Source organism: Streptomyces sp. NPDC002309, assembly GCF_053593375.1.
The window spans coordinates 40,376-63,616 of record NZ_JBSFCI010000040.1 but is presented as its reverse complement, the minus strand read 5'-3'; the positions used below and the strand labels follow the sequence as shown (position 1 = coordinate 63,616).

The window sequence follows — 23,241 nt, the reverse complement described above, 5'->3', positions numbered from 1 at the left end:
CGGCCACGGGCGGCCGTGGCGCGCGGGAGCGGTCCTGGCCGCCGTCCCGCCGGGTCGCGCTGGCGTCCGCCGGGTTCGGTCTGGCCCTCGCTCCGCTGCTGCTCCTCGTCCTGTCCCCGGGGAGCTCCCCCGCGGAGAACGCCGGGAACCAGGTCGGCCTCGCAGCGCCGCCCGCGGTGACGGTGACCGCGACGGTGTCGGCGACGCCCCCCGCGTCCCCTTCCGCCACGCGCGCGAAGCCGTCGAAGTCCCGGAAACCCTCCAAGTCCCCGTCCGCGACACCGACCGCGAGTCCGTCCCCGTCGCGCACGACCCACACTCCTGAGCCGCCCGCACCCCCGCCGGCGCACCCGCCGGGCAGCGCCTACGCGCAGGTCGTGAACGTCGCCTCGGGGCTGTGCCTGGACATCCGGGACGGCTATCTGGACAAGGGTGTGGACGTGATCACGGCGCCCTGCTCGGGGGCCGCCACGCAGCGCTGGCGCGTCGACAGCGACCGCGGCGTGCTCCAGTCGGCCGCCGACACGGACTTCTGTCTGGACAACCGGGGCTCGACGGAGCGGGGCGTGGGGATCTGGGCGTGCTCGTCCGTCGAAGGCAGGAACGCCGCGAACCTGACGTTCGAGGTGGACGGGTCCGGGCTGATCCGGCCCGCCGTCGACGAGGGGACGGCGGTGACGCCGGACGGTTACGGCGGGCTGGAGTTCCGGTCGGTGGACGACGCGAACGGGGACCCGGAGCAGCGGTGGCGGGCGGGGGCGGCCTGACCGGACGTCAGCCCACGCGCAGACCGCGCCGCCACACCTCGATCACCAGGGGCACCCCCGGCCGGTAGGCCAGGTGCACATGGCTCGGGGCGTCGAGGAACGCCAGGTCCGCGTAGGCGCCGGGGCTCAGCCGTCCGACGTCGTCGCGGCGCAGGGCGCGGGCGCCGCCCGCCGTGGCCGACCAGAGCGCCTCGTCCGGGGTCATGCCCATGTCCCGTACGGCGAGCGCGATGCAGAACGGGACGGACGAGGTGTACGACGAGCCCGGGTTGCAGTCCGTCGACAGCGCCACGGTGACGCCCGCGTCGAGGAGCCGGCGGGCGTCGGGCCACTCGGCGCGGGTGGAGAACTCGGCTCCGGGCAGCAGGGTGGCGACGGTGGAGCCGCTCGCGAGCGCGTCGACGTCCGCGTCCGTGAGGTGGGTGCAGTGGTCGGCGCTGGCGGCGTCGAGTTCGACGGCGAGCCGGACGCCGGGGCCGTAGGTCAGCTGGTTGGCGTGGACGCGCGGGTGCAGGCCCTTGGCCTTGCCCGCGGTGAGGATCGCGCGGGCCTGGTCGCCGTCGAAGGCGCCCTTCTCGCAGAAGACGTCGATCCACCGGGCGTACGGGGCGCAGGCGTCGAGCATCTCGCCGGTGACGAGGGCGACGTAGGCGGCCGGGTCCTCGGCGTGGTCCGGGGGGACGATGTGGGCGCCGAGGTAGGTGACCTCGTCGGTGTGGGCGGCGGCGATGCGCAGGGCCCGGGACTCGTCCTCGACGGTGAGGCCGTAGCCCGACTTGGTCTCGAAGGTCGTGGTGCCCTGGCGCAGGGCCTCGGCGAGATGCCGGGTGAGGTTGGCCTCCAGCTCCGCGTCGGTCGCGGCGCGGGTGGCGGCGACCGTGGTCCGGATGCCTCCCGCGCTGTAGGCGCGGCCCGACATACGGGCGTTGAACTCCTCGGTGCGGTCGCCCGCGAAGACGAGGTGGGAGTGGGAGTCCACGAAGCCGGGGATCACCGCGCGGCCGCCGGCGTCGACCCGGTTGTCAGTGGCGGGTGCTTTGCTTGATTCACCGGTCCACACGACGCGGTCGCCTTCGATGACGACGGCCGCGTCCCGGATCAGGCCCAGGGGGGAACTGTCACCGAGGGAGGGGTCGTTGGTGACCAATGCGGCGATGTTGGTGATGGCGGTGGTGGTGCCGGGGGTGGCGCTCGGGCTGGTCCGCGAAGCGGTACCCGGGGTGGCACCGGGGGTGGCGCTGGTGCTGCTGTTCATGGCGTCCTCGTGGGGGCTCGGGTCGGCGGTCGTCAGGCGCGCAGGGCGTCGACGGCTTGCGCGAGTGCCTGCGGCACATCGGGTACGAGGGTGTGCGCCCCGTCGCGTACGACATGCCGCCCGCCCACGACCGTATGGCGCACGTCCGCTGCCGACGCGGCGAATACGGCCGTCTCGGCGCCGAGCCTGGGCAGCGGCCCCGCGGTCCTGACCGAGTCGAGCGCGATCGTCGTGAAGTCGGCGAGCGCGCCGGGCTCCAGGGTGCCGGCGTCCGCCCAGCCGAGGGCGGCATGCCCGTCCGCGGAGGCGGCCCGCAGCAGGGCGGCGGCCGTCCAGTGGCCGCGGGTGCGGGTGCGCAGCCGCTCGTTCAGCTCCATCGCGCGCGCCTCTTCGAGCAGGTCGATGACGGCGTGGCTGTCGGAGCCGAGGCTGAGGGGGGAGCCCGCCCTCTGGAGGGCGGCGGCCGGGCCGATGCCGTCGGCGAGGTCGCGCTCGGTGGTGGGGCACATGCAGGTACCGGTGCCGCTGCCGCCGATCAGGGCGATGTCCTCGTCGGTGAGATGCGTGTTGTGGACACCGGTGGTGCGCGGGCCGAGGACGCCGTGGTCGGCGAGCAACTGCGTGGGGGTGCGGCCGTACGCGCTCCGGCAGGCGTCGTTCTCCGCGGTCTGCTCGGACAGGTGCACATGCAGCGGGGCCCGCCGCTCCTCGGCCCACCGGGCGACGGTCGCCAACTGGGTGGCGGGCACGGCCCGTACGGAGTGGATCGCCGCGCCGATCCGTGCGTGATCCCGTTCCTTGAGAAGTGAACAGCGTTCGGCCCACTCCTGCGCCGTCCTGTCGGAGAAGCGCAGTTGGTGCGCGTCGGGCGGCTGCCCGAAGCCGGAGGAGAGGTAGCAGGTGTCGAGGAGGGTGATGCGGATCCCGGCCTCGGCGGCCGCCGCGAGAAGCGCCTCGCCCATCGCGTTGGGGTCGGCGTAGGGGGTGCCGTCGTGGGCGTGGTGGACGTAGTGGAACTCGCCGACGGCGGTGATCCCGGCGAGGGCCATCTCGGCGTAGGCCGCCCTGGCGAGCGCGTGGTAGGTGTCCGGGGTGAGCCGGTCGGCGGTGGCGTACATGACCTCGCGCCAGGTCCAGAAGGTGCCCGAGCCGACCTGCACGGTGCCGCGCAACGCACGGTGGAAGGCGTGGCTGTGGGCATTGGCGAGGCCGGGGAGGGTGAGCCCGCGCAGGATCTCCGCCCCCGGAGGCGGGCCATCGGTGTCCCGGCGGACGGCGGTGATCCGGCCGTCCTTCGTGTCGACGGCGACCCCCGGCTCGACGAAGGTCTCGAGCCAGGCGTGCTCCAGCCAGTACGTCCTTGTCACGCGTGGGCCAGCCCTTCCAGTACGTCGGCGAGTGCGGCGACCCCGGCCAGGCAGTCGTCCTCGGCCGCGAACTCGGCCGGGGAGTGCGAGACGCCGGTGGGGTTGCGCACGAACAGCATGGCGGTCGGGATCGTCCCGGACAGGATTCCGGCGTCGTGTCCGGCGCCGGTGCCCAGGACGGGGACGGTGAGGTCGGCGTCCTTGCCGAGGATGCGGGCGATGTCGTCGCGCAGGGCGTGGTCGAACTCGACGACCGGGGTGAACGACTCGCGTACGACGTCGAGGTCGACGCCGTGCGCGTCGGCGTACTCGCGGGCCGCCCGCTCGATGCCGGTGACCACGGTGTCGAGGGTCTCCTGCCCGGCGGCTCGGGAGTCGAGCCAGCCGCGCACCAGGGAGGGGATCGCGTTGACGCCGCCCGGCTCGACGGCGATCTTGCCGAAGGTGGCCACGGCCTGCGCGAGAGCGGCCTCGCGGCGGGCGGCGAGGACGGTCTCGGCGTACGGCAGCATCGGGTCGCGCCGGTCCACGAGCCGGGTGGTGCCGGCGTGGTTGGCCTCGCCCCGGAAGTCGAACCGCCAGCGGCCGTGCGGCCAGATGGCACTGGCGATGCCCACCCGGTCGCCGGACAGGTCGAGGGCGCGGCCCTGTTCGACGTGCAGTTCGACGAAGGCGCCGATGCGGGCGAGCCGCTCCGGGTCCGGTCCGATGGCGTCGGGGTCGTACCCGGCGGCCTCCATGGCCCGCGGCAGCGTGGTGCCCTCGCCGTCCGTCAGGCGGTGCGCCTGCTCGACGGTGAGCCGGCCGGCCGTGAGCCGGGACCCGACGCAGGCCAGCCCGAAGCGGGCGCCCTCCTCGTCGCCGAAGTTGACGATGGCGAGGGGCCTGCCGAGACGCGCGCCGCGGGCACGGAGTTCGTCCAGCGCGGCGAACGACGACACGATGCCGAGGGGCCCGTCGAAGGCCCCGCCGTCGGGCACCGAGTCGAGGTGCGAGCCGGTGACGACGGCGCCGCCCTGGGCCGGGTCCCCGAGCCAGGCCCACTGGTTGCCGTTCCGGTCCAGCTCGTAGTCCAGTCCCCGCGCCTCGGCCTGCGCCCGGAACCAGTCCCGGCACTCGGCGTCGGCCCCGCTCCAGGCGAAGCGGCGATACCCACGGGTGCCGGGGTGCCGCCCCACGGGGAGCAGCTCCCGCCACATCTCGTGGAAGGAGGCGCCGCGGGGGACGGCGGCCGCCGGTACCGCCCGCGCCTGCCCCGCCGGCGAAGCGCCGCCCGCCGCCGTGCCGTCGGGCCGGCCGTCCGCCCGGCCGCCCTCGGTGCGCGTCACGCCTGGTCACCCTCCCGCATCGGGATGCGCACGCCCCGGTCCGACGCCACCGACTCGGCGATGTCGTAGCCCGCGTCGACGTGCCGGATGACGCCCATCCCGGGGTCGTTGGTGAGGACCCGCCGGATCTTCTCTCCGGCCAGCGCCGTGCCGTCGGCCACCGTCACCTGGCCGGCGTGGATCGAGCGGCCCATGCCGACGCCGCCGCCGTGGTGGAGGGAGACCCAGGACGCGCCCGACGCCACGTTCACCATCGCGTTCAGCAGCGGCCAGTCGGCGATCGCGTCGGAGCCGTCGAGCATGGCCTCGGTCTCACGGTACGGGGAGGCCACGGAGCCGCAGTCGAGGTGGTCGCGCCCGATGACGACCGGCGCGGCCAGCTCTCCGCTCGCGACCATGTCGTTGAACCGCTCGCCGGCCTTGTCCCGCTCGCCGTAGCCGAGCCAGCAGATCCGGGCGGGCAGGCCCTGGAAGTGGACCCGCTCGCCGGCCATCTTGATCCAGCGGGCCAGGGACTCGTTCTCGGGGAAGAGGTCGAGGATCGCCTTGTCGGTCCTGGCGATGTCGGCGGGGTCGCCGGACAGGGCCGCCCAGCGGAAGGGGCCCTTGCCCTCGCAGAACAGCGGGCGGATATAGGCGGGGACGAAACCGGGGAAGGCGAACGCCCGGTCGTAGCCCGCTAGCTGGGCCTCGCCGCGGATGGAGTTGCCGTAGTCGAACACCTCGGCGCCGGCGTCCATGAAGCCCACCATCGCCTCGACGTGCCGGGCCATGGACTCGCGGGCCCGCGTCGTGAAGCCCGCCGGGTCCTTCGCCGCGCTGTCCGCCATCTCGTCGAAGCCGACGCCGACCGGCAGGTACGCCAGCGGGTCGTGCGCCGAGGTCTGGTCGGTGACGATGTCGATGGGGGCGCCCATGGCGAGCAGCTGCGGGACGAGTTCGGCGGCGTTGCCGAGGACGCCGATGGACAGCGGGCGGCGGGCGTCGCGGGCCTCGGTGGCGAGCTGGAGAGCGTGGTCGAGGGAGTCGGCCTTGACGTCGAGGTAGCGGTGCTCGATGCGCCGGTCGATGGCCCGCGGGTCGACGTCGATGCAGATCGCGACGCCGTCGTTCATGGTCACGGCCAGCGGCTGGGCGCCGCCCATGCCGCCGAGCCCGGCGGTCAGGGTGATCGTCCCGGCGAGCGTGCCGCCGAACTTCTTCGCGGCGACGGCGGCGAAGGTCTCGTAGGTGCCCTGGAGGATGCCCTGGGTGCCGATGTAGATCCACGAACCGGCCGTCATCTGCCCGTACATGGTCAGGCCGAGTGCCTCCAGGCGGCGGAACTCCTCCCAGTTCGCCCAGTCGCCGACGAGGTTGGAGTTGGCGATGAGGACCCGAGGCGCCCACTCGTGGGTCTGCATGACGCCGACGGGGCGGCCGGACTGGACGAGCATCGTCTCGTCCTGCTTCAGGCCCTGGAGCGTGCGCACCATCGCGTCGAAGGACCGCCAGTCCCGCGCCGCCTTGCCCGTGCCGCCGTAGACGACGAGCTTGTCGGGGTGCTCGGCGACCTCGGGGTCGAGGTTGTTCTGCAGCATCCGCAGGGCGGCTTCCTGCTGCCAGCCCAGGGCGCTCCTCTGCGTACCGCGCGGCGCTCGTACGGGGCGGGGTCCTGACATGGTCTGCCTCCTGGTGGCTGCTCTCCGCGAGCTCCCTGCGGGATGTTGCTGTCGTTATTCACATCCTGGCGACATGAATAGGGCTAGTCAACAGTGGGGCGCCCCGACACGTCGCCGGCACGGATGTTTGGCTTGATGTATGGACCACGCGCAGCGGCGAAGCGACAGCACCAACGACAGGGCGGACGACATGGACAAGACCGAGGCGGGCCGGGCGGCCGAGGAGCGCTCGGCGCGCCGTGACGAGGCGGTACGGGCCGCCGTGGAGCAGGGGCTGCTGGGCCCCGACGCCCCTCTCGCCGGACTGCTCGACGTCACCGGCATCCGGGAGTCGGCGGCGGAGCTGCGCGCGGCGTTCGACGCGGTGGTGGCGCCCGGCACACCCGTGCTGCACGCCTTCGCGGTGAAGGCGTCCCCGCTGGTCCCGGTGCTGCGGCTGCTGCACGACGAGGGCATCGGCGCGGAGGTGGCGAGCCCGGGCGAGCTGGCGCTGGCCCGGGCGGCGGGGGTGACGCCCGAGCGGACGGTGCTGGACTCGCCCGCGAAGACCCCGGCGGAGCTGCGCGAGGCGCTCGCGCTCGGCATCGCCGTCAACGCCGACAACCCCCAGGAGCTGTACCGGCTCGACGCCCTCATGAGTTCCGCGCCGAGCCGCTCCCCTCTCGGCATCCGGGTGAACCCGCAGATCGGCGGCGGTTCCATCGAGGCGCTCTCCACCGCCACGGCGACCTCGAAGTTCGGCGTCGCGCTGCGCGACGAGGGGGCGCGCGAGTGGGTGATACGGGCGTACGCCGAGCGTCCCTGGCTGACCCGGCTGCACTCGCACACCGGGTCGCAGGGCATCCCCCTGTCCCGGATGACCGAGGGCGTGGCGGCGACGTACGCGCTGGCGGAGGAGATCAACCGGCGCATCGGGCGGCGACAGGTCGACACGCTCGACATCGGCGGCGGGCTGCCGGTGAACTTCGCCTCGGAGGAGACGGCACCGTCGTACGCGCGGTACGCCCGGATGCTGAAGGAGGCGGTACCGGGACTGTTCGACGGGCGGTACGGACTGGTCACGGAGTTCGGGCGGTCGCTGCTGGCCAAGCACGGGACGGTGGTGGCGCGGGTGGAGTACGCCAAGAGCGCGGGCGGCCGGCCGGTGGCGGTGACGCACGCGGGCGTGCAGGTGGCGACGCGGACGGTGTACGCGCCGGGGTCGTGGCCGCTGCGGATCGCCGCCTACGACGGCAAGGGGCGGCCGAAGGAGGGGCCGGCCGTGGTGCAGGACGTGGCGGGACCGGCGTGCTTCGCGGGCGACCTGCTGGCCGAGGGCCGCGCGCTGCCGCTGCTGGAGCAGGGGGACTACGCGGCGGCGCTGGACACGGGCGCGTACTACTTCGCGCACCACTACGCGTACAACTCCCTGGCCCGGCCGGGTGTCTACGGTTTCGTGCCGGACGGCGCGGGGGGCGTCACCTTCGCGACCGTGCGCACCCCTCAGCCGGTCGAGGAGATCGTGGCCGAGTCCGGCGGGGCGCACGCGGGCACGCTGAGCGCGCTTCCCGCGCCCGCGCAGGGGTGATCAACTTGCCCGAGAACGACGACAGTTGACCCACACTAGCCACTCGTCGCATGTTCCACCGGAAAATGCCAGAACGCTCACCCGCCGCACACACGTTGCGTAGTGTCTGGGTCACTCAGCCGAACCCAGGCAGGAGGGGAGTCCAGGGTGCCCGGAATCGACGAGTGCTTACTGGAAGCCATGCGGCTGCCCGGCGCCCGGGGAGCCGCACTGGTCGACTGGACGAGCGGACTGGCACTGGGCACCGTCGGCGAGGCGCCCGGCGGTGACCACGAGGCGGCGGCCGCCGAGGCCGCGGAGCTGGCCCGGCTGGCCGCCGAGCAGCGGGCGTTCGCGCCCGTCGCCGGCGGGGACGCGCCGGAGGCCGACCCACCGGTCGAGGACCTGATCCTCAGCAACCGGGACAGCTATCACGTACTGCGGTTCGTGCGGACGTCGTTCGACAGCAGCGTCTTCCTGCACCTGTGGCTGGGCCGGACGGACGGCAATCTCGCGCTGGCCCGCATCCGGCTGGGCGAGATGGCCGGACGGCTGGTGCTGGGATGACGATGGTCGGCACCACACCACCCCCCAGACTGCCGGTGCGGGCCAAGACGGCCCGGCACCGGACCGGTGGCGTCTCCCCGATGCTGACCCGCCTCGCGGCCGAGCGCGCCACCGGCGTCCTGGTCCGTGCGAGCGGCACCCTGTACCTCGCCGAGGGCCGGGTGGTGCACGCCGAGAGCCCGCTCGCACCCAGTCTCGGCATCCTCCTCACGGCGCACGGCACCCTCCACGCCCGGGACTGGCAGGACGCGGTCGACCGGGCCGACGACCCGGACGGCGCCGACCGCGCGCTCCTGGACGGCGGCCGGCTCGCGCCGGGCGCGCTGGAGCTCTGCCATCTGAGCGCGCTGTACGACGCCGCGTACTTCGCCCTGGCGCCCAGCAGCACCCCGGGACGTTTCCGGTACGGCCCCACGCACTGGCTCGGTTCCGTGCACCCGGTGCCGGTCGGCTCCGTCGAACAGGAGACACTGCGCCGCCGAGCCCTGCTGCACCGCATCTGGCCCGACCCGGCGACGGACACCGCGCCCCTGGAGCGCCTCGACACCGCGGCCGCCCCGGCGGTAGCACCACGGCAGAGCGCGGTGCTGGCCCGGGTGGACGGGCTGCGCACGGCCACGGACATCGCCCGGGACCTGGGCAGACCGGCCTTCCACACCCTGGTGTCCATACGCCGGCTGGCGGCGGCCGGTCTGGTGGCACCCCGCACGCCCCAGCCCGACACGGACGGCGCCCCCTGGCCCGAGCACACGGCCCCGGCCGATCCCGCCGCCCACGACCACGCGGCACCCGGCGCCACCACCTACGGCCACCCGACCGGGGAACCCGCCGGGTACGGCCACCCGGCACCCGGCACCACCACCTACGACCACCCGGCACCCGACGCCACCGCCTACGGCCAGCCGACTGGGGAGCCCACCACCCACGGCCACCCAGCGCCCGGCGCCACCACCGCCTACAGCCACCCGACCGGGGAACCCGCCGGGTACGGCCGTTCCGCCCCCGTCGGCCCCGAGTACCCGGCTCCCCACGCCCCGGGCCCTCCTCCCCCCGGCGGCCCCGCACCCGTCGACGCGCTCACGCGCCGCGACCCCGGCCGCACGCTGCCCGACGCCCCGCTCGGGCCGGGCGCCCTCGAACACCCCGACATCGCACTGCTGAAAAGGGTCAGGGATGCGCTGGAGGCCCTTTGAACGGCAGCAACCGCGACAGGCCACGCAGGGACAGCCGACGCCGGAGAAGCTCGCCCTACGCCTGGCGACCTCGCGGCAAGCGCCGCGCCCGCCCGCCGAGAGGAGAGCCCTGATGGCGGTGGAACCGCCGATCCTGAACGAACTGCACCGGCTGAGAGCCCGGGTCCCCCAGCTGACCGGCGCCCTCGCCGCCAGCGTGGACGGCCTGGTCATCGCCCACGACACCCCCGGCGTCGAGCCGGAGGGGCTGGCGGCGCTGACCGCCGCCGCACTCGGCGTCGCGGTGCGGGTCACGGACGCGACCGGCCGGGGCGAGCTGCGCGAAGTGCTGGTGCGCGGCATGCGCGGCTACGTGGCCACGTACGCCGCCGGCGACACCGCCGTGCTGACGCTGCTCGCCGAGGACCGGGTCAACGTCGGCCGGCTGCACCTGGAGGGCCGCCGCACCGGCGCCCGCATCGGCGAGCTGGTCGACGCCCTGCCACCGATACCGCCCGCACTGCCCGAGAAACCGGAGACGGCCCCCACGACGCGCCAGAAGCCCGTCCGCCGTACTCCCCGTACCCCCGCGAACACACCAACCACCACGGAAAGCTGAGAGGAAACACCACCACCATGGCGAACACCGAGACCACCCTGAAGGAAGCCCTCGCCTCGATCGAGGGCGCCACCGGAGTCGCTCTCGTCGACTACACCACCGGCATGGCACTGGGCACGATGGGCGGCAGCAAGACCTTCGACCTCAACGTCGCCGCGGCCGGCAACACCGACGTGGTCCGCGCCAAGATGCGCACGATGGAGCACCTCGGGCTCAAGGCCCAGATCGAGGACATCCTGATCACGCTGACGGACCAGTACCACCTGATCCGCCTGCTCAGCGGCCGCAGCGGCAACGGGCTGTTCCTGTACCTCGTGCTGGACGCCAAGCGGGCCAACCTCGCGATGGCCCGCCATCAGCTGCGGCGGATCGAGGAGGACCTGGAGGTCTGACCACGCTGCTCGGAGAGGTCCGGGAGCACCGCTCGGACCAGCGCGGCGACAGGGCGACGCGAGCCACCAGGTGCCGCGTCGCCCGCCGCGACCCGCACCGCGGCGGCGCCCCGCCCGCGCTGACCGTCCCGCCGACCCGGTCCGCGATCTCCGCGCATCCCCCTCGGCATCCACCGCCGGCCACCCTGTCGCCGTCCGGCGCCTCACTCCACGAACAGCCCCCGCGCCGCGGCCCGCGCGTCGAACTCCTCCAGGCGCGCCTGCGCGTCCGGCAGGTCGTCGCACATCGCCTCCAGCAGCACCCGCCCGAGCAGCATCGGCGCACACGCCGTGTCGAAGGCGAGCCCGGTGCCGACGGCGGCGGGCAGCAGCAGGTCGGACACCTTCGCGACCGGCGCGAAGGCGGAGTCGGCGACGGTCACCACGGTCAGCCCGGCCTCCCTGGCGTACGCCAGCGTGTCCACGACCTCCCGGGGATGCCGGGGCAGCGCGAAGCAGAGCAGCGCCGAGGCGCCCGCCCGTACGGTCCCGTCGATCCGGTCCTGGACCATCGTGCCGCCCTCCTGGAGCAGCCGGACGTCCGGATGGACCTTGGCCGCGAAGTAGGCGAAGCCGTACGCCTGGGAGGCGGCCGCGCGCAGTCCCAGCACCGGCAGCGGTCGGGAGGCGGCCAGCAGCCGCCCGGCCTCCCGCAGGGGCCGGGGATCGGCGAGCAGTTCCGCGAGGTGCCTGAGGTTCTCGATCTCGGCCTCGACGGCCTGCTGGTACTCGTTGTACGAGGCCGCGTCCGCCGGCTGCTCGGCCGGCGTCATCTCGCGCAGGTGGCGGCGCAGCGCGGGGTAGCCGTCGAAACCGAGGGCGACCGCGAAGCGGGTGACCGAGGGCTGGCTGACCCCGGCGAGTTCGGCCAGCTCGACGCTGGACAGGAACGGCACGTCGGCGGCGCGCCGCACCATGCTGTGCGCGATGCGCCGCTGGGTCGGCGTCAGCCGGTGCCCCTCGAACAGCGCCTGCAGCCGGGCCGCCGGGCTGTCCGGCGCACCCGTGTGCGTGTCCCTGGTCATGACGTGCTCCCCCTCCAGATGTCCGTGAACCGGTCGAGCAGCCCGGCGGCCGCCGTCACGTCGTGCGTGAGCGGCCGGTCGGCCGGGTCCGCGTCCAGCGCCGACTCGGCGAGCTCCAGCGCCCGGCCCGCCGGCAGGTCCGGTTCGGGGCGCAGGCCGCGCTGGCGCAACGCCCTGACGGCGGCGACGAGTTCGCAGCCGACGACCAGACGGTACGCGTCCGCGAGGCGCAGCGTCTGACGCGCGGCGAGCGAGGCGAAACTGGCCTGCTCCTCGACGCCCCGGGACAGTACGGCGTGGCCGAGTGAGGCGGGCGCGGAGAAGGCCCGCAGATCGCCGAGGGCGGCCCCGGCGGCGTACTCGAGCACCATGACGCCCGAGGAGGCGGCCTCGTGGTCGGCGAGGAAGGGGCGCAGCCGGGTGTAGGCGGGCTCGTTCAGGGTCGACAGCCGGGACGTGGACAGACGGGCCACCTGGGTGACGGCGAGCCGGAAGTGGTCCAGGGCGAGGGCGAGCTGGGCCTGGTAGAAGCCGCCGTGGTGGTAGGCGGCCATGTCCTCGGGGGAGATCAGCGGGTTCTCGGCGGCCGCGTTGATCTCGACGGTGAGGACGTCCTCCAGGGCGTCGGCGGCGTCGTGGGCGGGGCCGTGTATCTGGGGCAGGCAGCGGAAGCCGTAGGGGTCCTGGAGGCGGCCGAGTGGCGGGTGCGGCCGGTCGGCGGCGCCGATCAGCCGCCGCATCCGGCGGGCGACGTCGGCCGAGCCACGGTGCGGGCGGGCGGCGTGCACGGGGGCGGCGTACGCCTCGTGAGAACCGTCGACGGCCAGCAGGGACAGCGCGGCGACCACCTGGGTGGCGGCGAGCAGACCGCGCAGCTCGTGCAGGGCGAGCGCGGACTGGCCGAGGGTGAGGGCGTTGCTGCTGATGAGCGCGAGGGCGTCGTTGTTGTCCAGCGGCTGCGCCTCGGGGGCACCCGTGCCCCGCCAGGGGTGCTCGCCGGCCAGCGCGAGCCCCATCTGGGCCAGGGCGGCGATGTCACCGGTGCCGACCGAGCCGAACTCGTTGACCTGCGGGTAAGCCCCGGCCTCCAGCGCCTCGCACAGCGCGGTGACGACGGAGGGCCGCAGTCCGGCGCCGCCCGCCAGCAGCTGGTTGGCCCGCACGGCGAGCATCGCCCGCACCTGTCGCGCGGGCAGTTCCCCGCCGATGGCTCCGGCGTGGCTGCGCAGCAGCCGCAGCCCGTGCGCGGCGGCGGACTCGGTGGGGACGGCCTCGTTCCGGTTGGCGCCGACCCCGGTGGAGCGGCCGTAGACGCGACCGGTGGCGGCGATCATCCGAGCGGCGTCCCAGGACTCCTCCGCCCGCTTCATCGCCTCGGTCCCCGGCACCGGCCGCGCGTCCCCGTCGGCGAGCCGGACGATGTCGAGGACGCCCATCCCGCGTCCGTCCAGCACCACGAGGGCGGGCACCGCGCCCTCCGGGGCATCCACGAGTCGAGACGACATCAAGCGCACAACCTCCTCATGCCGGACACCCGATCCTGCCTGCCGGCCGTCCGCGCCCGGGCGGACACCATCGACCAGCTATTCAGACACCAAGAACTCTGCATGACGTTATACAGCCGGGCAAGGGACATCCGAGCGCGGCCCGCGTCCAGGCCACGCGCAGCGGCCCGACGGGCCCGGCTGACCCGGCTGACCCGGCTGACCCGGCTGACCCGGCTGACGACAGGGGGGCTAACCCCAGTGCCACCGGCGCCCGCGCTCCCTACCGTGAAACGCATGAGCGGAATGGACGCGCGGGACACCGATCTGAAGAAGGAACTCGACGCCACCCTGCAGGCCCGCAGGGAACTGGGCGAGGAGTACGACTCCGCGCTGGTCGACTCGTTCCTGGAGAAGGTCGAGCAGCGCATCGACGGGGCCGTGGACCGCCGGGTGCGGCGCCGGCTGGCCGAGCAGCGGATGGTGGCGGCCCGCGACTCGCGGTCCCCGCGGCCGACGGACTCCTGGGGCGAGCGCTTCGGCTTCGGCATCGTGTCGCTGGTGCTGGCGGTGCCGTTGTCGGCGATCGGCGGCGGAATCGCCGGCCTGCCCGGACTGCTGGTCGCCTGGGCGGGCATCGTCGGCGTCAACGCGTTCCAGGCGGCCCGGGCCAACCCGGGGCTGTTCGGCGGGCGACGCCGCGGGTCCGGCGAGGACGGCGAGGACGGCGACTGGGAGGGCTGACCTCCGGGAACGGGCTGTTGCGGGTCCGGCGAGGACAGCGACGGGGAGGGCTGACCTCCGGGGAAGCGTGTGCGCGGGGACCGCCGCACCCCCGTTGCCGGGGGGCGGGACGACGGCGGTCCCCGCGAGGGACGCGGGCCGGTCAGGGCCGGATGCGCGCGTCCGTGGCGTCCATGGAGGTCCGGGAGCCGCTCCGGAGGTTCCCTGGCGCCGTACGGGCCGGCCGGGCGGGGAGCCGCTCCCGCCCTGCCGACACCCACCAATGTGCCGTACCCGTGTTAAGCGGGTGCTGCGCGGACGTGACGCGCTCGTACCACTTCCGAGAAGACCACAAACGCGCACGTCACCGCGAGTTCGCCGCCGTCACGGTCCGTTCACCCACCCTTGGCCGCTACTTCGCGCTCCTGGCGAGGAAGGCGAGCAGGTCCTGCCGGCTGACGACACCGGTCGGCTTGCCCTCGACGATGACGATCGCCGCGTCCGCCGAACCGAGCACGGACATGAGGTCCGCGACCGGCTCGCCGGAACCGACCTGCGGCAGCGGCGCCGACATGTGCTTCTCCAGCGGGTCGTCGAGCGAGGCGCTCTTGGTGAACAGCGCGTCCAGCAGCTCCCGCTCCACGACCGAGCCGACGACCTCGGCGGCCATCACGTCCGGGTGTCCGGCGCCCGGCTTGACGATCGGCATCTGCGAGACGCCGTACTCGCGCAGGACGTCGATGGCCTCGCCGACCGTCTCGTCCGGGTGCATGTGGACCAGGGAGGGGATGGCGCCGCCCTCCTTGTCGCTGAGCACGTCGCCGACGCGGGCGCTCGGGCCGGCGTCGTCCAGGAAGCCGTAGTCGGCCATCCACTCGTCGTTGAAGATCTTGCTGAGGTAGCCGCGGCCGCTGTCCGGGAGCAGCACGACCACGACGTCGTCCTCACCGAGCCGCTCGGCCACCCGCAGCGCCGCGACCACGGCCATGCCGCAGGAGCCGCCCACCAGCAGACCCTCCTCCTTGGCGAGGCGCCGGGTCATCTGGAAGGAGTCCTTGTCGGACACGGCGACGATCTCGTCGGCGACATCGCGGTCGTACGCCGTGGGCCAGAAGTCCTCACCGACGCCCTCGACGAGGTACGGCCGCCCGGACCCGCCCGAGTACACCGAGCCCTCGGGGTCGGCGCCGACGACCTTGACCGCGCCGTCGCTGATCTCCTTCAGGTAGCGGCCGGTACCCGAGATCGTGCCGCCCGTGCCGACACCCGCCACGAAGTGGGTGATCCGCCCCTCGGTCTGCTCCCACAGCTCGGGGCCGGTCGAGTGGTAGTGGGACAGCGGGTTGTGGGGGTTGGAGTACTGGTCCGGCTTCCAGGCGTTCGGCGTCTCCCGCACCAGCCGGTCGGAGACGTTGTAGTACGAGTCGGGGTGCTCGGGGTCGACGGCCGTCGGGCAGACCACGACCTCGGCGCCGTACGCCCGCAGTACGTTGATCTTGTCCGTGGACACCTTGTCCGGGCAGACGAAGATGCACTTGTACCCCTTCTGCTGCGCCACGATCGCCAGCCCCACCCCGGTGTTGCCACTGGTCGGCTCCACGATCGTGCCACCCGGCTTGAGCGCGCCGCTCTCCTCGGCGGCCTCGATCATGCGCAGCGCGATGCGGTCCTTCACGGAACCGCCGGGGTTGAAGTACTCGACCTTGGCCAGGACGGTCGCCCTGATGCCCTTGGTCACGTTGTTGAGCCTCACCAGCGGGGTGTTGCCGACGAGACTGATCATCGAGTCGTGGAACTGCACCGTTGTCTCCGGATGCCGCAGAAGTAGTGGTCTGGGTGATGCGGCCAGCCTAGGGCCTGGCCGCCGGATCAGGCCTCAGGAGAGCCACAGCGGTTGACCACCCAGGTGAGCGGGGTCTGCGCGCGCACCGGGCCCGCGTCTCCCCACGCGCCGGCCCGCGTCCGGCGGCCCGAACGCGTGCCATGCCCCGCGGCCCGTGACCGGCGTTCACTCCTCGTTGAGATTGGCGGGGGTTCGCTTCGGGGCAAGGAGTGGATGTACGGGTGCGAGGAGGTGGCGGCGACGGATGACCAGGATGTCTAGGGCGAGGGTGGCCCGGCGCATCGCGGCCGGTGCGGCATACGGCGGCGGTGGCATCGGCCTGGCCGGTGCGGCGGTCGTCGGCCTGGTGCTGGCGGAGGTGCAGTTGGCCCGGCGCCAGGTGGGCAACGGCTCGACACCGTACGTACCGAACGCGGAAGGGCGGTACGGACGGACGTACGACATCCCGGGCGGCCCGCCCCTGCGGCTGGCCATACTGGGCGACTCCACGGCCGCCGGCCAGGGTGTCCACCGGGCCGGCCAGACGCCGGGCGCGCTGCTCGCCTCGGGTCTCGCGGCGGTCGCCGAGCGCCCGGTCGACCTGCGCAACGTCGCCCTGCCCGGCGCGATGTCCGACGACCTGGACCGTCAGGTGACGCTGACCCTGGCGGACCAGAGCCGGATCCCCGACATCTGCGTGATCATGGTCGGCGCCAATGACGTGACCAACCGCATCCCGGCCACCCGCTCGGTGCGTCACCTCGCGTCGGCGGTGCGGCGGCTGCGCACGGCCGGCGCCGAGGTGGTCGTCGGCACCTGTCCCGACCTGGGCACGATCGAGCCCGTGCAGCAGCCGCTGCGCTGGCTGGCCAGACGCGCCTCCCGCCAGTTGGCGGCCGCCCAGACGATCGGAGTCGTCGAGCAGGGCGGCCGCACCGTGTCGCTGGGCGACCTGCTGGGCCCCGAGTTCGCCGCGAACCCGCGCGAGCTGTTCGGCCCCGACAACTACCACCCCTCCGCCGAGGGCTACGCGACCGCCGCGATGGCCGTCCTGCCCACGCTCTGCGCCGCGCTCGGCCTGTGGCCGGAGGAGGAGCGCCCGGACGTCTCCCGCCGCGAGGGCTTCCTGCCCGTCGCCCGTGCCGCCGCCGAGGCGGCCGCCGAGGCGGGCACGGAGGTCACGGCAGCCCTGCCGACCGGGCCCCGTGGGCCGTGGGTCCTGCTGAAGCGCCGGCGCCGGCGGCGGGTGCAGGAGCCGGAGACGGCCGCGACGGAGCCGACGAGCCACTCGTCGCAGCCCTGACCCCGGCCCGGTCCGTCTCCCGGGCCGTGTCCCGGCGCACCCCTCCGCCCGCCCCCCTGCCGTACACGTAGCGTTCACCACATGAGTCGCCTGATGTAACCCCAGCACTTCCGGCCGCGGCGAAGGTGACGTGTTCACTCCCCCCACACCCCTTCACTGTCATGCGTCTGTCAGGAGCACAACGCCGCGATGGAAAAGTCGCTTCCGAGACCCGCAGGCTCCCAGAGCCGGAGCCGGAACCCCTGGTGGGACAACACCCGCTTCGTCTCCGCCGCACTGATCGTGGTCCTGCACACCATCGGCAGCATCATGAGCCGCCACGAGTCGCTACACGTCTTCAACGTCGCGACCTGGGCCTTCCGCGTGCCGATGTTCGTCGTGCTGGCGGGCGTCTTCAGCAGCGCCGGCCCGCTCGGCTCGCGCCATCTGCGCACGCTCCTGCGCAACATCGCGATACCCGCCCTGCTGTGCAGCCTGCTGTTCTCCCTGGAGGTGTACGCGCTCGGCGGCCCGTTCAAGCTGCACATAGCCCAGCTGCCGTGGACGCTGTGGTTCCTGATGTCGCTCTTCTTCTGGCGACTGCTGCTGCCCCTGGTCGTCCAGCTGCGCCACCCCCTGCTGATCACCACGATCGTGTCGCTCGGGGTGGGGTACCTGGCGGAGTTCGGCATGATGTACTCCGCCAGCCGGACCCTCGTGTACCTGCCGCTGTTCTACATCGGCTGGCGGCTGGGCCAGGGGGCCCTGCGGGAATGGTTCGAGAGCCGCTGGAGCCTGCCGGTGGCCATCGCGGGAATCCTCGCCTGGGGGGTGTTCTCCTGGCTGTGGCACGCCGATGTCAAGGGCAACTGGACGTCGATGCGCCACCCGTACGTCGACGACACCCGGCTGGGCCTCGAAGGCGCCTGGCTGATCCGGCTGGCCATCCTGGCCACCGCCGTGGGCCTCATCCTGTGCCTGCTGCGCGTCATGCCGAAGAAGCGGCTCCCGCTGGTCTCCGGGCTCGGCGCCGGCGGCTTCACCATCTACCTGCTGCATCCGCTGGTCATCCTGCCGATCCGGGAGACGGGCTGGATCCAGCGCGCCGACACCCGTCTGGAACTGGCCGGCCTGATGCTGGCCGGCGTCCTGCTCGCGGCGTTGCTCGGCTCCCCGTGGGTACGACGGCTGGCCCAGCCACTGACCCGGCCGCCGGTGAACTGGCTCTTCACCCGGGAACCGGCCCAGCAGACGACGGACTCCTCCGATGACCTAAGCAAGCGCTTGGAAAAGAGGTCCGCGTCACACGGGGATGCCGGTGACCGGCAGCCTACGTACAGGTAACTTCCCCCGTACAGCCTTCCCCGTCGTCTGGAGCCGTGATGCCCGAAGCCGTGATCGTCTCTGCCGCCCGCTCCCCCATCGGCCGTGCCCGCAAGGGTTCACTGAAGGACCTGCGCCCCGACGACCTCACCGCCACGATCATCCAGGCCGCCCTCGCCAAGGTCCCCGAGCTGGACCCGAAGGACATCGACGACCTGATGCTCGGCTGCGGTCTGCCCGGCGGCGAGCAGGGCTTCAACCTCGGCCGGATCGTCGCCGTGCACATGGGCATGGACCACCTGCCCGGCTGCACGATCACCCGCTACTGCTCCTCGTCGCTGCAGACCTCCCGCATGGCCCTGCACGCCATCAAGGCCGGCGAGGGCGACGTCTTCATCTCGGCCGGTGTCGAGATGGTCTCGCGCTTCGCCAAGGGCAGCTCGGACAGCCTGCCCGACACGCGCAACCCGCTCTTCGCCGAGGCCGAGGCGCGCACCGCCGCCGTCGCCGAGAGCGAGGGCTCGACCTGGCACGACCCGCGCGAGGACGGCCTGGTTCCCGACCCGTACATCGCCATGGGCCAGACCGCCGAGAACCTCGCCCGGCAGTGGGGTGTGACCCGCCAGGACATGGACGAGTTCGGCGTCCGCTCCCAGAACCTCGCCGAGGAAGCCGTCAAGAACGGCTTCTGGGAGCGCGAGATCACCCCGGTGACGCTCCCCGACGGCACGGTCGTCAGCAAGGACGACGGCCCGCGCGCCGGTGTCACCGTGGAGGGCGTCGCGGGCCTGAAGCCCGTCTTCCGGCCCGACGGCATGATCACCGCCGGCAACTGCTGCCCGCTCAACGACGGCGCCGCGGCCCTGATCATCATGTCGGACACCAAGGCCCGCGAGCTCGGCCTGACCCCGCTCGCCCGGATCGTCTCCACCGGCGTCTCGGGCCTGTCGCCCGAGATCATGGGCTACGGCCCCGTCGAGGCGTCCCGGCAGGCCCTGACCCGTGCCGGACTGACGGTGGGCGACATCGACCTGGTCGAGATCAACGAGGCGTTCGCCGCCCAGGTGATCCCCTCCTACCGCGACCTGGGCATCCCGCTGGAGAAGCTGAACGTCAACGGTGGCGCCATCGCCGTCGGACACCCCTTCGGCATGACGGGCGCCCGGATCACCGGCACGCTCATCAACTCCCTGCAGTGGCACGACAAGCAGTTCGGCCTGGAGACGATGTGCGTCGGCGGCGGCCAGGGCATGGCGATGGTCATCGAGCGCCTCAGCTGACCCCCGCGTCCCCTGCGTGACGAGCAGGACACCAGGCGTCACACTTCGGCCCGGAACCCGGCGACCGCCAGGGTTCCGGGCCGTTCCGTGACCCGATCTCCCCCAGGATGTGACCTATCTCCCTGACCACGGGGATCGTCGCAGGTCAGCGTGGCTCCAGGGGGAGCACTAGACCCAAAGACCTGTCCGTTTCGTGACGTTACGCACTGACAGCTGGTTAGTTCACCCATCAAGCTGATGTAGGAAGTCGGGGGTCGACCTTGAACCGGGAGTACGTCAGTGAGCGCCATGCCGATCGCCCTGCTGGTCACCACGGTCGCCACAGGCGCCGTGGGCGTAGCCGTCCTGCGCACGCTGTTGCAGCTGCGCCGCCAGATCGCGGCCCTGCACCACGAGATCGCCGCAGGCCGCACCGCCGCCCACACCTTGGTACCGGCCGCCCGCACGGCGGCCGACACCGAGGAGATACGGGCCGCCGTCGCCGAGGCGCTGGCTGAGGAGCGGGAGCGGGAACTGGCCGAGGCGCGGGCCTTCTGGGCCGCCCAGGAGTCCCGTGACGTCTCCGACGCGCCCTCGCTGCTGGGTCTGGCCGAGAGCGACCCGTACCTTCCGCGGCATGCCGATTTCGTGGGCATGGACCCGGTCTCCGAGCCCGACGACTTCGCCGGCGACTCTCCCGAACTGGCCGCCGCCCGCCGCCGCCACCCCTCGCACCCGGACTTCACGCCGGTTTCGTCACCGGTGGTCAACGACCACGAGCGCACGGTATCCGTCCTGGAGGACCTGGCCGCGTCCCACGTCGAGCTGGCCGACGTCCGCCCCGGCCCGCTCGGCACCCTCGACGTCTACGTCTTCGCCGACGGTACGACCCTGTGCATGACCCCCGGCCACCGCGAGACCGCCGACCGCCTCGCCTCCGCGCTGCGCTCCGGCGTGACCCCGACCCTCCTGGGCGGCTCGGGCATCTCGGGCGCGTACACGCTGACGTTCAGCTGCGGCGGGGAGACGGTCTACATCCTGGCGGACAGGGTCATCGCGTCGCTCTGACCCGACGGACGGCGGCCGGCGACCCGAGGGAGCCCGCGCCGCCGCGCGGTCATACTCCGGCCCGCTTCTGCGCCTCGCAGACCACCCGTACGGCCTCCTCGACCTCGGCGTCCGTGGTCAGGACGACGGCCAGATCACGCGCCGCGACGACGATCTGGTCGGCCGCCGCGAACATCCCCGCGTCCGGCATCTCGCGAGGCTCGCTGCCCGGCTCCTCCACCGACTGCGTCCACCGTGCCAGCTCCCTGGCCAGTGCCAACGCCTCCGCCGAGGCTCCTCGCTGCAGCCGGCTCTGCGGTGCCGCCCTCAACCGATCCGCAAATTGATCAACCGCACTGATCAGACGCGTCGTATCCACCACGGCCGCAGGCTACCCGCACTGTTGCCAACAGACGAACGCTCAGGCACGGTGACCTGAAGGACCGGCTTACACCCGATTGCATCCGGAGGCGCCGATGTCCCAAGTCTTCTCCCAGGAGACCCATCGCAATCTGCTCGCCCGTATCCCCCATTGCACCGGTCGTGAAGTCGCCGACTGGCTGCGCACCGTCGAAGAAGGCCCCGCTCTCCGCTTCGAGGAGAAGGTCAGCTGGCTGCGGCACGAGTACGACCTCGCGTACGGCCACGCCAAAGCGATCATCCACGAGTACGACCTGAGGAGGGCCGCGCGCAAATTGCTCTGAGCGCGCAACGAGGACAGCGAAGGGGCCCCGGGAGAACCCGGGGCCCCTTCATGCGTCGTCACGCCTCACGCGTCATGCATCAGGCGTCATGCGCCTACGCCATGCGTCGGCCTCAGCCGCGCGGTGCCGGTCAGTCGTCGCCGCTGAAGATGGCGACCAGACGCAGCATCTCGACGTAGATCCAGACCAGGGTCATGGTCAGGCCGAACGCGGCCAGCCAGGACTCCTCGCGCGGCGCGCCGTAGGCGATGCCGTCCTGGATCTGCTTGAAGTCGAGGGTCAGGAAGAAGGCGCCGAGGATGATCGCGATGATGCCGACGATCGCACCGAGCGGGCCCATGCTGCGCAGACCGCCGTTCTCGGCGACGCCGAAGACGACCAGCAGCAGGTTGACGGCGGTGACCAGGACGAAGGCGATGGCGATCGCCATGCCGATCCGGGCGTAGCGCGCCGTGACACGGATCCAGCCGGCCTTGTAGATGAGCAGCGTCGCACCGGCGACGGCCATCGTGCCCAGCACGGCCTGGAAGGGCGCGCCGGACCACCTGGCGTTGAACATCTCGCTGAAGACGCCGAGGAAGACACCCTCGAACGCGGCGTAGGACAGGATCAGCGCGGGCGATGCCTTGCGCTTGAACGACTGGACCATCGCCAGGACGAAGGCGATCAGCGCCGCGCCGATGGCCAGGCCGTAGCTGCTGGACGACACCGGCAGCAGCGCCCAGGCGAGAACGGCGCCGACGACGACCGTGCCGAGCGTCATCGCCGAACGCATGACGACGTCGTCCATCGTCATCCGGCCGGTGCCGGCGGGCGCCTGCGGCGGGGCGCCGTACTGAAGGTCCTGCTGCGCGTAAGGGTTCTGGGCGTAGGGGTTGCCCGCGCCCGGCTGGGCGTACGGGTTGCCCTGCGTGCCTACGGCTGCGCCCCCGGCCTGCGGCGCGGTGTTGAAGCCCGCGTGGCCGTTGTCGCGGCTGAACCCCCGTCGCGAGAAGACCGGGTTGCTGCTCCTCATTTCACTCCTCCATGGCCACCCTGCGCAGCCTTGGCTCAAGAGTAATAGACAGGCAAAGGAATGACCCTAGTGCTTGGGGAGGATCTTTCCCCCCACGTGCTGCGCAACACGCTAGCCGGGTGCGCGATTCCCGCCACCGCCGGGCGTCATTCCTGACGCACTCGGTACATGGCCGGGACCGGGCGGTGATGCGCCCGGCCGGGTGGTGCGCGCCGAGCCCCCGCCACCTTGCGGTGGCGGGGGCTCGGTTTCCCTCTCCTCTACTCGTCCGACCCCCCGCCCGAGTCGGAGCCACCGCCGTCGGAGCCACCGCCCATGTCATCGGAGCCGCCGCCATCGGAGCCGCCGCCGTCGGAGCCGCCGCCGTCAGAACCGCCGCCCGTGTCACCGGAGCCACCCGCGTCGCCCCAGTCACCGCCGTCGGAGCCGCCCGTGTCGGAGCCGGCCGAGTCATCCGCGTCACCGGTGCCGGGGTCGACCAGGACGTCGTCGGTACCCGTGTCCGTACCGGTGTCGGTGCCGGTGTCGGTGCCGGTGTCGGTGCCGGTGTCAGCACCGTCGTCCGTACCCGTGTCGGCGCCGTCGTCGGTACCCGTGTCCGTTCCGGTGTCAGCACCGTCGTTCGTGCCGGTGTCGGTGCCGGTGTCAGCACCGTCGTCGGTGCCCGTGTCGGTGCCGTCGTCGGTACCCGTGTCCGTGCCGGTGTCGGTGCCGTCGTCCGTACCCGTGTCCGCGTCGGCGTCGTCACTGGTGTCAGCACCGTCGTCCGGGTGCTTGTTGTCGTCCTCCCCGTCGTCGTGCTTGTCGTCGTCGTGCTTGTCGTCGTCCTTCCAGTCGTCGTCGT

At 72.9% G+C, this 23,241-nt stretch carries 21 protein-coding genes and 1 pseudogene; 12 read left to right on the top strand and 10 right to left on the bottom strand.

What is annotated here, in order from left to right:
* On the top strand, nucleotides 1–767 hold a 767-nt coding region (locus ACWCPM_RS28285), incomplete at its 5' end, for a ricin-type beta-trefoil lectin domain protein (protein ID WP_450979079.1).
* 7 nt (nucleotides 768–774) lie between these two features.
* On the opposite strand, the gene hutI is transcribed toward ACWCPM_RS28285, so the two are convergent.
* From hutI to hutU, 4 genes are all read right to left on the bottom strand, one after another.
* The gene (gene hutI, locus ACWCPM_RS28280) at nucleotides 775–2,022 is read right to left on the bottom strand and encodes an imidazolonepropionase (protein ID WP_450979078.1); all 1,248 of its coding nucleotides are present in this window, start codon (nucleotides 2,020–2,022) and stop codon (nucleotides 775–777) included.
* 32 nt (nucleotides 2,023–2,054) lie between these two features.
* The gene (locus ACWCPM_RS28275) at nucleotides 2,055–3,389 is read right to left on the bottom strand and encodes a formimidoylglutamate deiminase (RefSeq protein WP_450979077.1); all 1,335 of its coding nucleotides are present in this window, start codon (nucleotides 3,387–3,389) and stop codon (nucleotides 2,055–2,057) included.
* The gene (locus ACWCPM_RS28270; RefSeq protein WP_450979084.1) at nucleotides 3,386–4,588 is read right to left on the bottom strand and encodes an allantoate amidohydrolase; all 1,203 of its coding nucleotides are present in this window, start codon (nucleotides 4,586–4,588) and stop codon (nucleotides 3,386–3,388) included. The genes ACWCPM_RS28275 and ACWCPM_RS28270 overlap by 4 nt, the downstream gene beginning before the upstream one ends.
* Before the next feature lie 125 nt (nucleotides 4,589–4,713).
* Nucleotides 4,714–6,378 carry a urocanate hydratase gene (gene hutU / locus ACWCPM_RS28265; RefSeq protein ID WP_450979076.1) on the bottom strand — a complete coding sequence of 555 codons (1,665 nt, stop codon included), beginning with the start codon at nucleotides 6,376–6,378 and terminating at the stop codon, nucleotides 4,714–4,716.
* Nucleotides 6,379–6,568: 190 nt separating this feature from the next.
* On the opposite strand from hutU, the gene ACWCPM_RS28260 reads away from it, so the two are divergent.
* The 5 genes from ACWCPM_RS28260 (at nucleotide 6,569) to ACWCPM_RS28240 (ending at nucleotide 10,674) form a co-directional block, all read left to right on the top strand.
* Nucleotides 6,569–7,945: a diaminopimelate decarboxylase gene (locus ACWCPM_RS28260; protein ID WP_450979083.1), complete on the top strand. Its 1,377-nt coding sequence runs from the start codon at nucleotides 6,569–6,571 to the stop codon at nucleotides 7,943–7,945.
* Nucleotides 7,946–8,092: 147 nt separating this feature from the next.
* A complete protein-coding gene (locus ACWCPM_RS28255; protein ID WP_450979075.1) occupies nucleotides 8,093–8,491 on the top strand; it encodes a hypothetical protein in 399 nt (132 codons plus the stop codon).
* Nucleotides 8,488–9,684 (top strand): hypothetical protein, encoded by a 1,197-nt coding sequence (locus ACWCPM_RS28250; protein WP_450979074.1) that lies wholly within the window; start codon nucleotides 8,488–8,490, stop codon nucleotides 9,682–9,684. The genes ACWCPM_RS28255 and ACWCPM_RS28250 overlap by 4 nt, the downstream gene beginning before the upstream one ends.
* Nucleotides 9,685–9,796: 112 nt before the next feature.
* Nucleotides 9,797–10,282: a roadblock/LC7 domain-containing protein gene (locus ACWCPM_RS28245; protein WP_450979073.1), complete on the top strand. Its 486-nt coding sequence runs from the start codon at nucleotides 9,797–9,799 to the stop codon at nucleotides 10,280–10,282.
* Between the two features lie 17 nt (nucleotides 10,283–10,299).
* A complete protein-coding gene (locus ACWCPM_RS28240) occupies nucleotides 10,300–10,674 on the top strand; it encodes a hypothetical protein (RefSeq protein ID WP_450979072.1) in 375 nt (124 codons plus the stop codon).
* A 203-nt stretch (nucleotides 10,675–10,877) separates the two neighbouring features.
* Here ACWCPM_RS28240 and ACWCPM_RS28235 read toward each other — a convergent pair whose 3' ends face one another.
* Both ACWCPM_RS28235 and ACWCPM_RS28230 read right to left on the bottom strand, forming a co-directional pair.
* Nucleotides 10,878–11,738 carry a MurR/RpiR family transcriptional regulator gene (locus tag ACWCPM_RS28235; protein ID WP_450979071.1) on the bottom strand — a complete coding sequence of 287 codons (861 nt, stop codon included), beginning with the start codon at nucleotides 11,736–11,738 and terminating at the stop codon, nucleotides 10,878–10,880.
* Nucleotides 11,735–13,243, bottom strand: a complete 1,509-nt coding sequence (locus ACWCPM_RS28230; RefSeq protein ID WP_450979070.1) for an aromatic amino acid ammonia-lyase — start codon at nucleotides 13,241–13,243, stop codon at nucleotides 11,735–11,737. Before ACWCPM_RS28230 ends, ACWCPM_RS28235 begins: the two co-directional genes overlap by 4 nt.
* Nucleotides 13,244–13,528: 285 nt before the next feature.
* Between ACWCPM_RS28230 and ACWCPM_RS28225 the strand changes: the two genes are divergently transcribed.
* The gene (locus ACWCPM_RS28225; protein ID WP_450979082.1) at nucleotides 13,529–13,966 is read left to right on the top strand and encodes a hypothetical protein; all 438 of its coding nucleotides are present in this window, start codon (nucleotides 13,529–13,531) and stop codon (nucleotides 13,964–13,966) included.
* 391 nt (nucleotides 13,967–14,357) lie between these two features.
* Here ACWCPM_RS28225 and ACWCPM_RS28220 read toward each other — a convergent pair whose 3' ends face one another.
* The gene (locus ACWCPM_RS28220) at nucleotides 14,358–15,746 is read right to left on the bottom strand and encodes a cystathionine beta-synthase (RefSeq protein ID WP_450979069.1); all 1,389 of its coding nucleotides are present in this window, start codon (nucleotides 15,744–15,746) and stop codon (nucleotides 14,358–14,360) included.
* 286 nt (nucleotides 15,747–16,032) lie between these two features.
* On the opposite strand from ACWCPM_RS28220, the gene ACWCPM_RS28215 reads away from it, so the two are divergent.
* The 4 genes from ACWCPM_RS28215 to ACWCPM_RS28200 all read left to right on the top strand — a co-directional run bounded on the left by ACWCPM_RS28215 (nucleotide 16,033) and on the right by ACWCPM_RS28200 (nucleotide 20,699).
* Nucleotides 16,033–17,070, top strand: a complete 1,038-nt coding sequence (locus tag ACWCPM_RS28215; protein WP_450979068.1) for an SGNH/GDSL hydrolase family protein — start codon at nucleotides 16,033–16,035, stop codon at nucleotides 17,068–17,070.
* A 189-nt stretch (nucleotides 17,071–17,259) separates the two neighbouring features.
* Nucleotides 17,260–18,393: an acyltransferase family protein gene (locus tag ACWCPM_RS28210; protein WP_450979067.1), complete on the top strand. Its 1,134-nt coding sequence runs from the start codon at nucleotides 17,260–17,262 to the stop codon at nucleotides 18,391–18,393.
* A gap of 38 nt (nucleotides 18,394–18,431) precedes the next feature.
* Nucleotides 18,432–19,652 carry an acetyl-CoA C-acetyltransferase gene (locus ACWCPM_RS28205; RefSeq protein ID WP_450979066.1) on the top strand — a complete coding sequence of 407 codons (1,221 nt, stop codon included), beginning with the start codon at nucleotides 18,432–18,434 and terminating at the stop codon, nucleotides 19,650–19,652.
* Between the two features lie 279 nt (nucleotides 19,653–19,931).
* The gene (locus tag ACWCPM_RS28200) at nucleotides 19,932–20,699 is read left to right on the top strand and encodes a hypothetical protein (protein WP_450979065.1); all 768 of its coding nucleotides are present in this window, start codon (nucleotides 19,932–19,934) and stop codon (nucleotides 20,697–20,699) included.
* A gap of 49 nt (nucleotides 20,700–20,748) precedes the next feature.
* Here ACWCPM_RS28200 and ACWCPM_RS28195 read toward each other — a convergent pair whose 3' ends face one another.
* Nucleotides 20,749–21,060 carry a hypothetical protein gene (locus ACWCPM_RS28195; RefSeq protein WP_450979064.1) on the bottom strand — a complete coding sequence of 104 codons (312 nt, stop codon included), beginning with the start codon at nucleotides 21,058–21,060 and terminating at the stop codon, nucleotides 20,749–20,751.
* A gap of 94 nt (nucleotides 21,061–21,154) precedes the next feature.
* Between ACWCPM_RS28195 and ACWCPM_RS28190 the strand changes: the two genes are divergently transcribed.
* A complete protein-coding gene (locus ACWCPM_RS28190) occupies nucleotides 21,155–21,382 on the top strand; it encodes a DUF4287 domain-containing protein (protein WP_397960308.1) in 228 nt (75 codons plus the stop codon).
* A gap of 130 nt (nucleotides 21,383–21,512) precedes the next feature.
* Here the strand turns inward: ACWCPM_RS28190 and ACWCPM_RS28185 are convergent, their stop codons facing one another.
* Both ACWCPM_RS28185 and ACWCPM_RS28180 read right to left on the bottom strand, forming a co-directional pair.
* On the bottom strand, nucleotides 21,513–22,397 hold the full coding sequence (locus ACWCPM_RS28185; protein WP_450979063.1) for a Bax inhibitor-1/YccA family protein: 885 nt from the start codon (nucleotides 22,395–22,397) through the stop codon (nucleotides 21,513–21,515).
* 260 nt (nucleotides 22,398–22,657) lie between these two features.
* Nucleotides 22,658–23,241 (bottom strand): annotated as a pseudogene (locus tag ACWCPM_RS28180) (hypothetical protein); the annotation flags it as partial.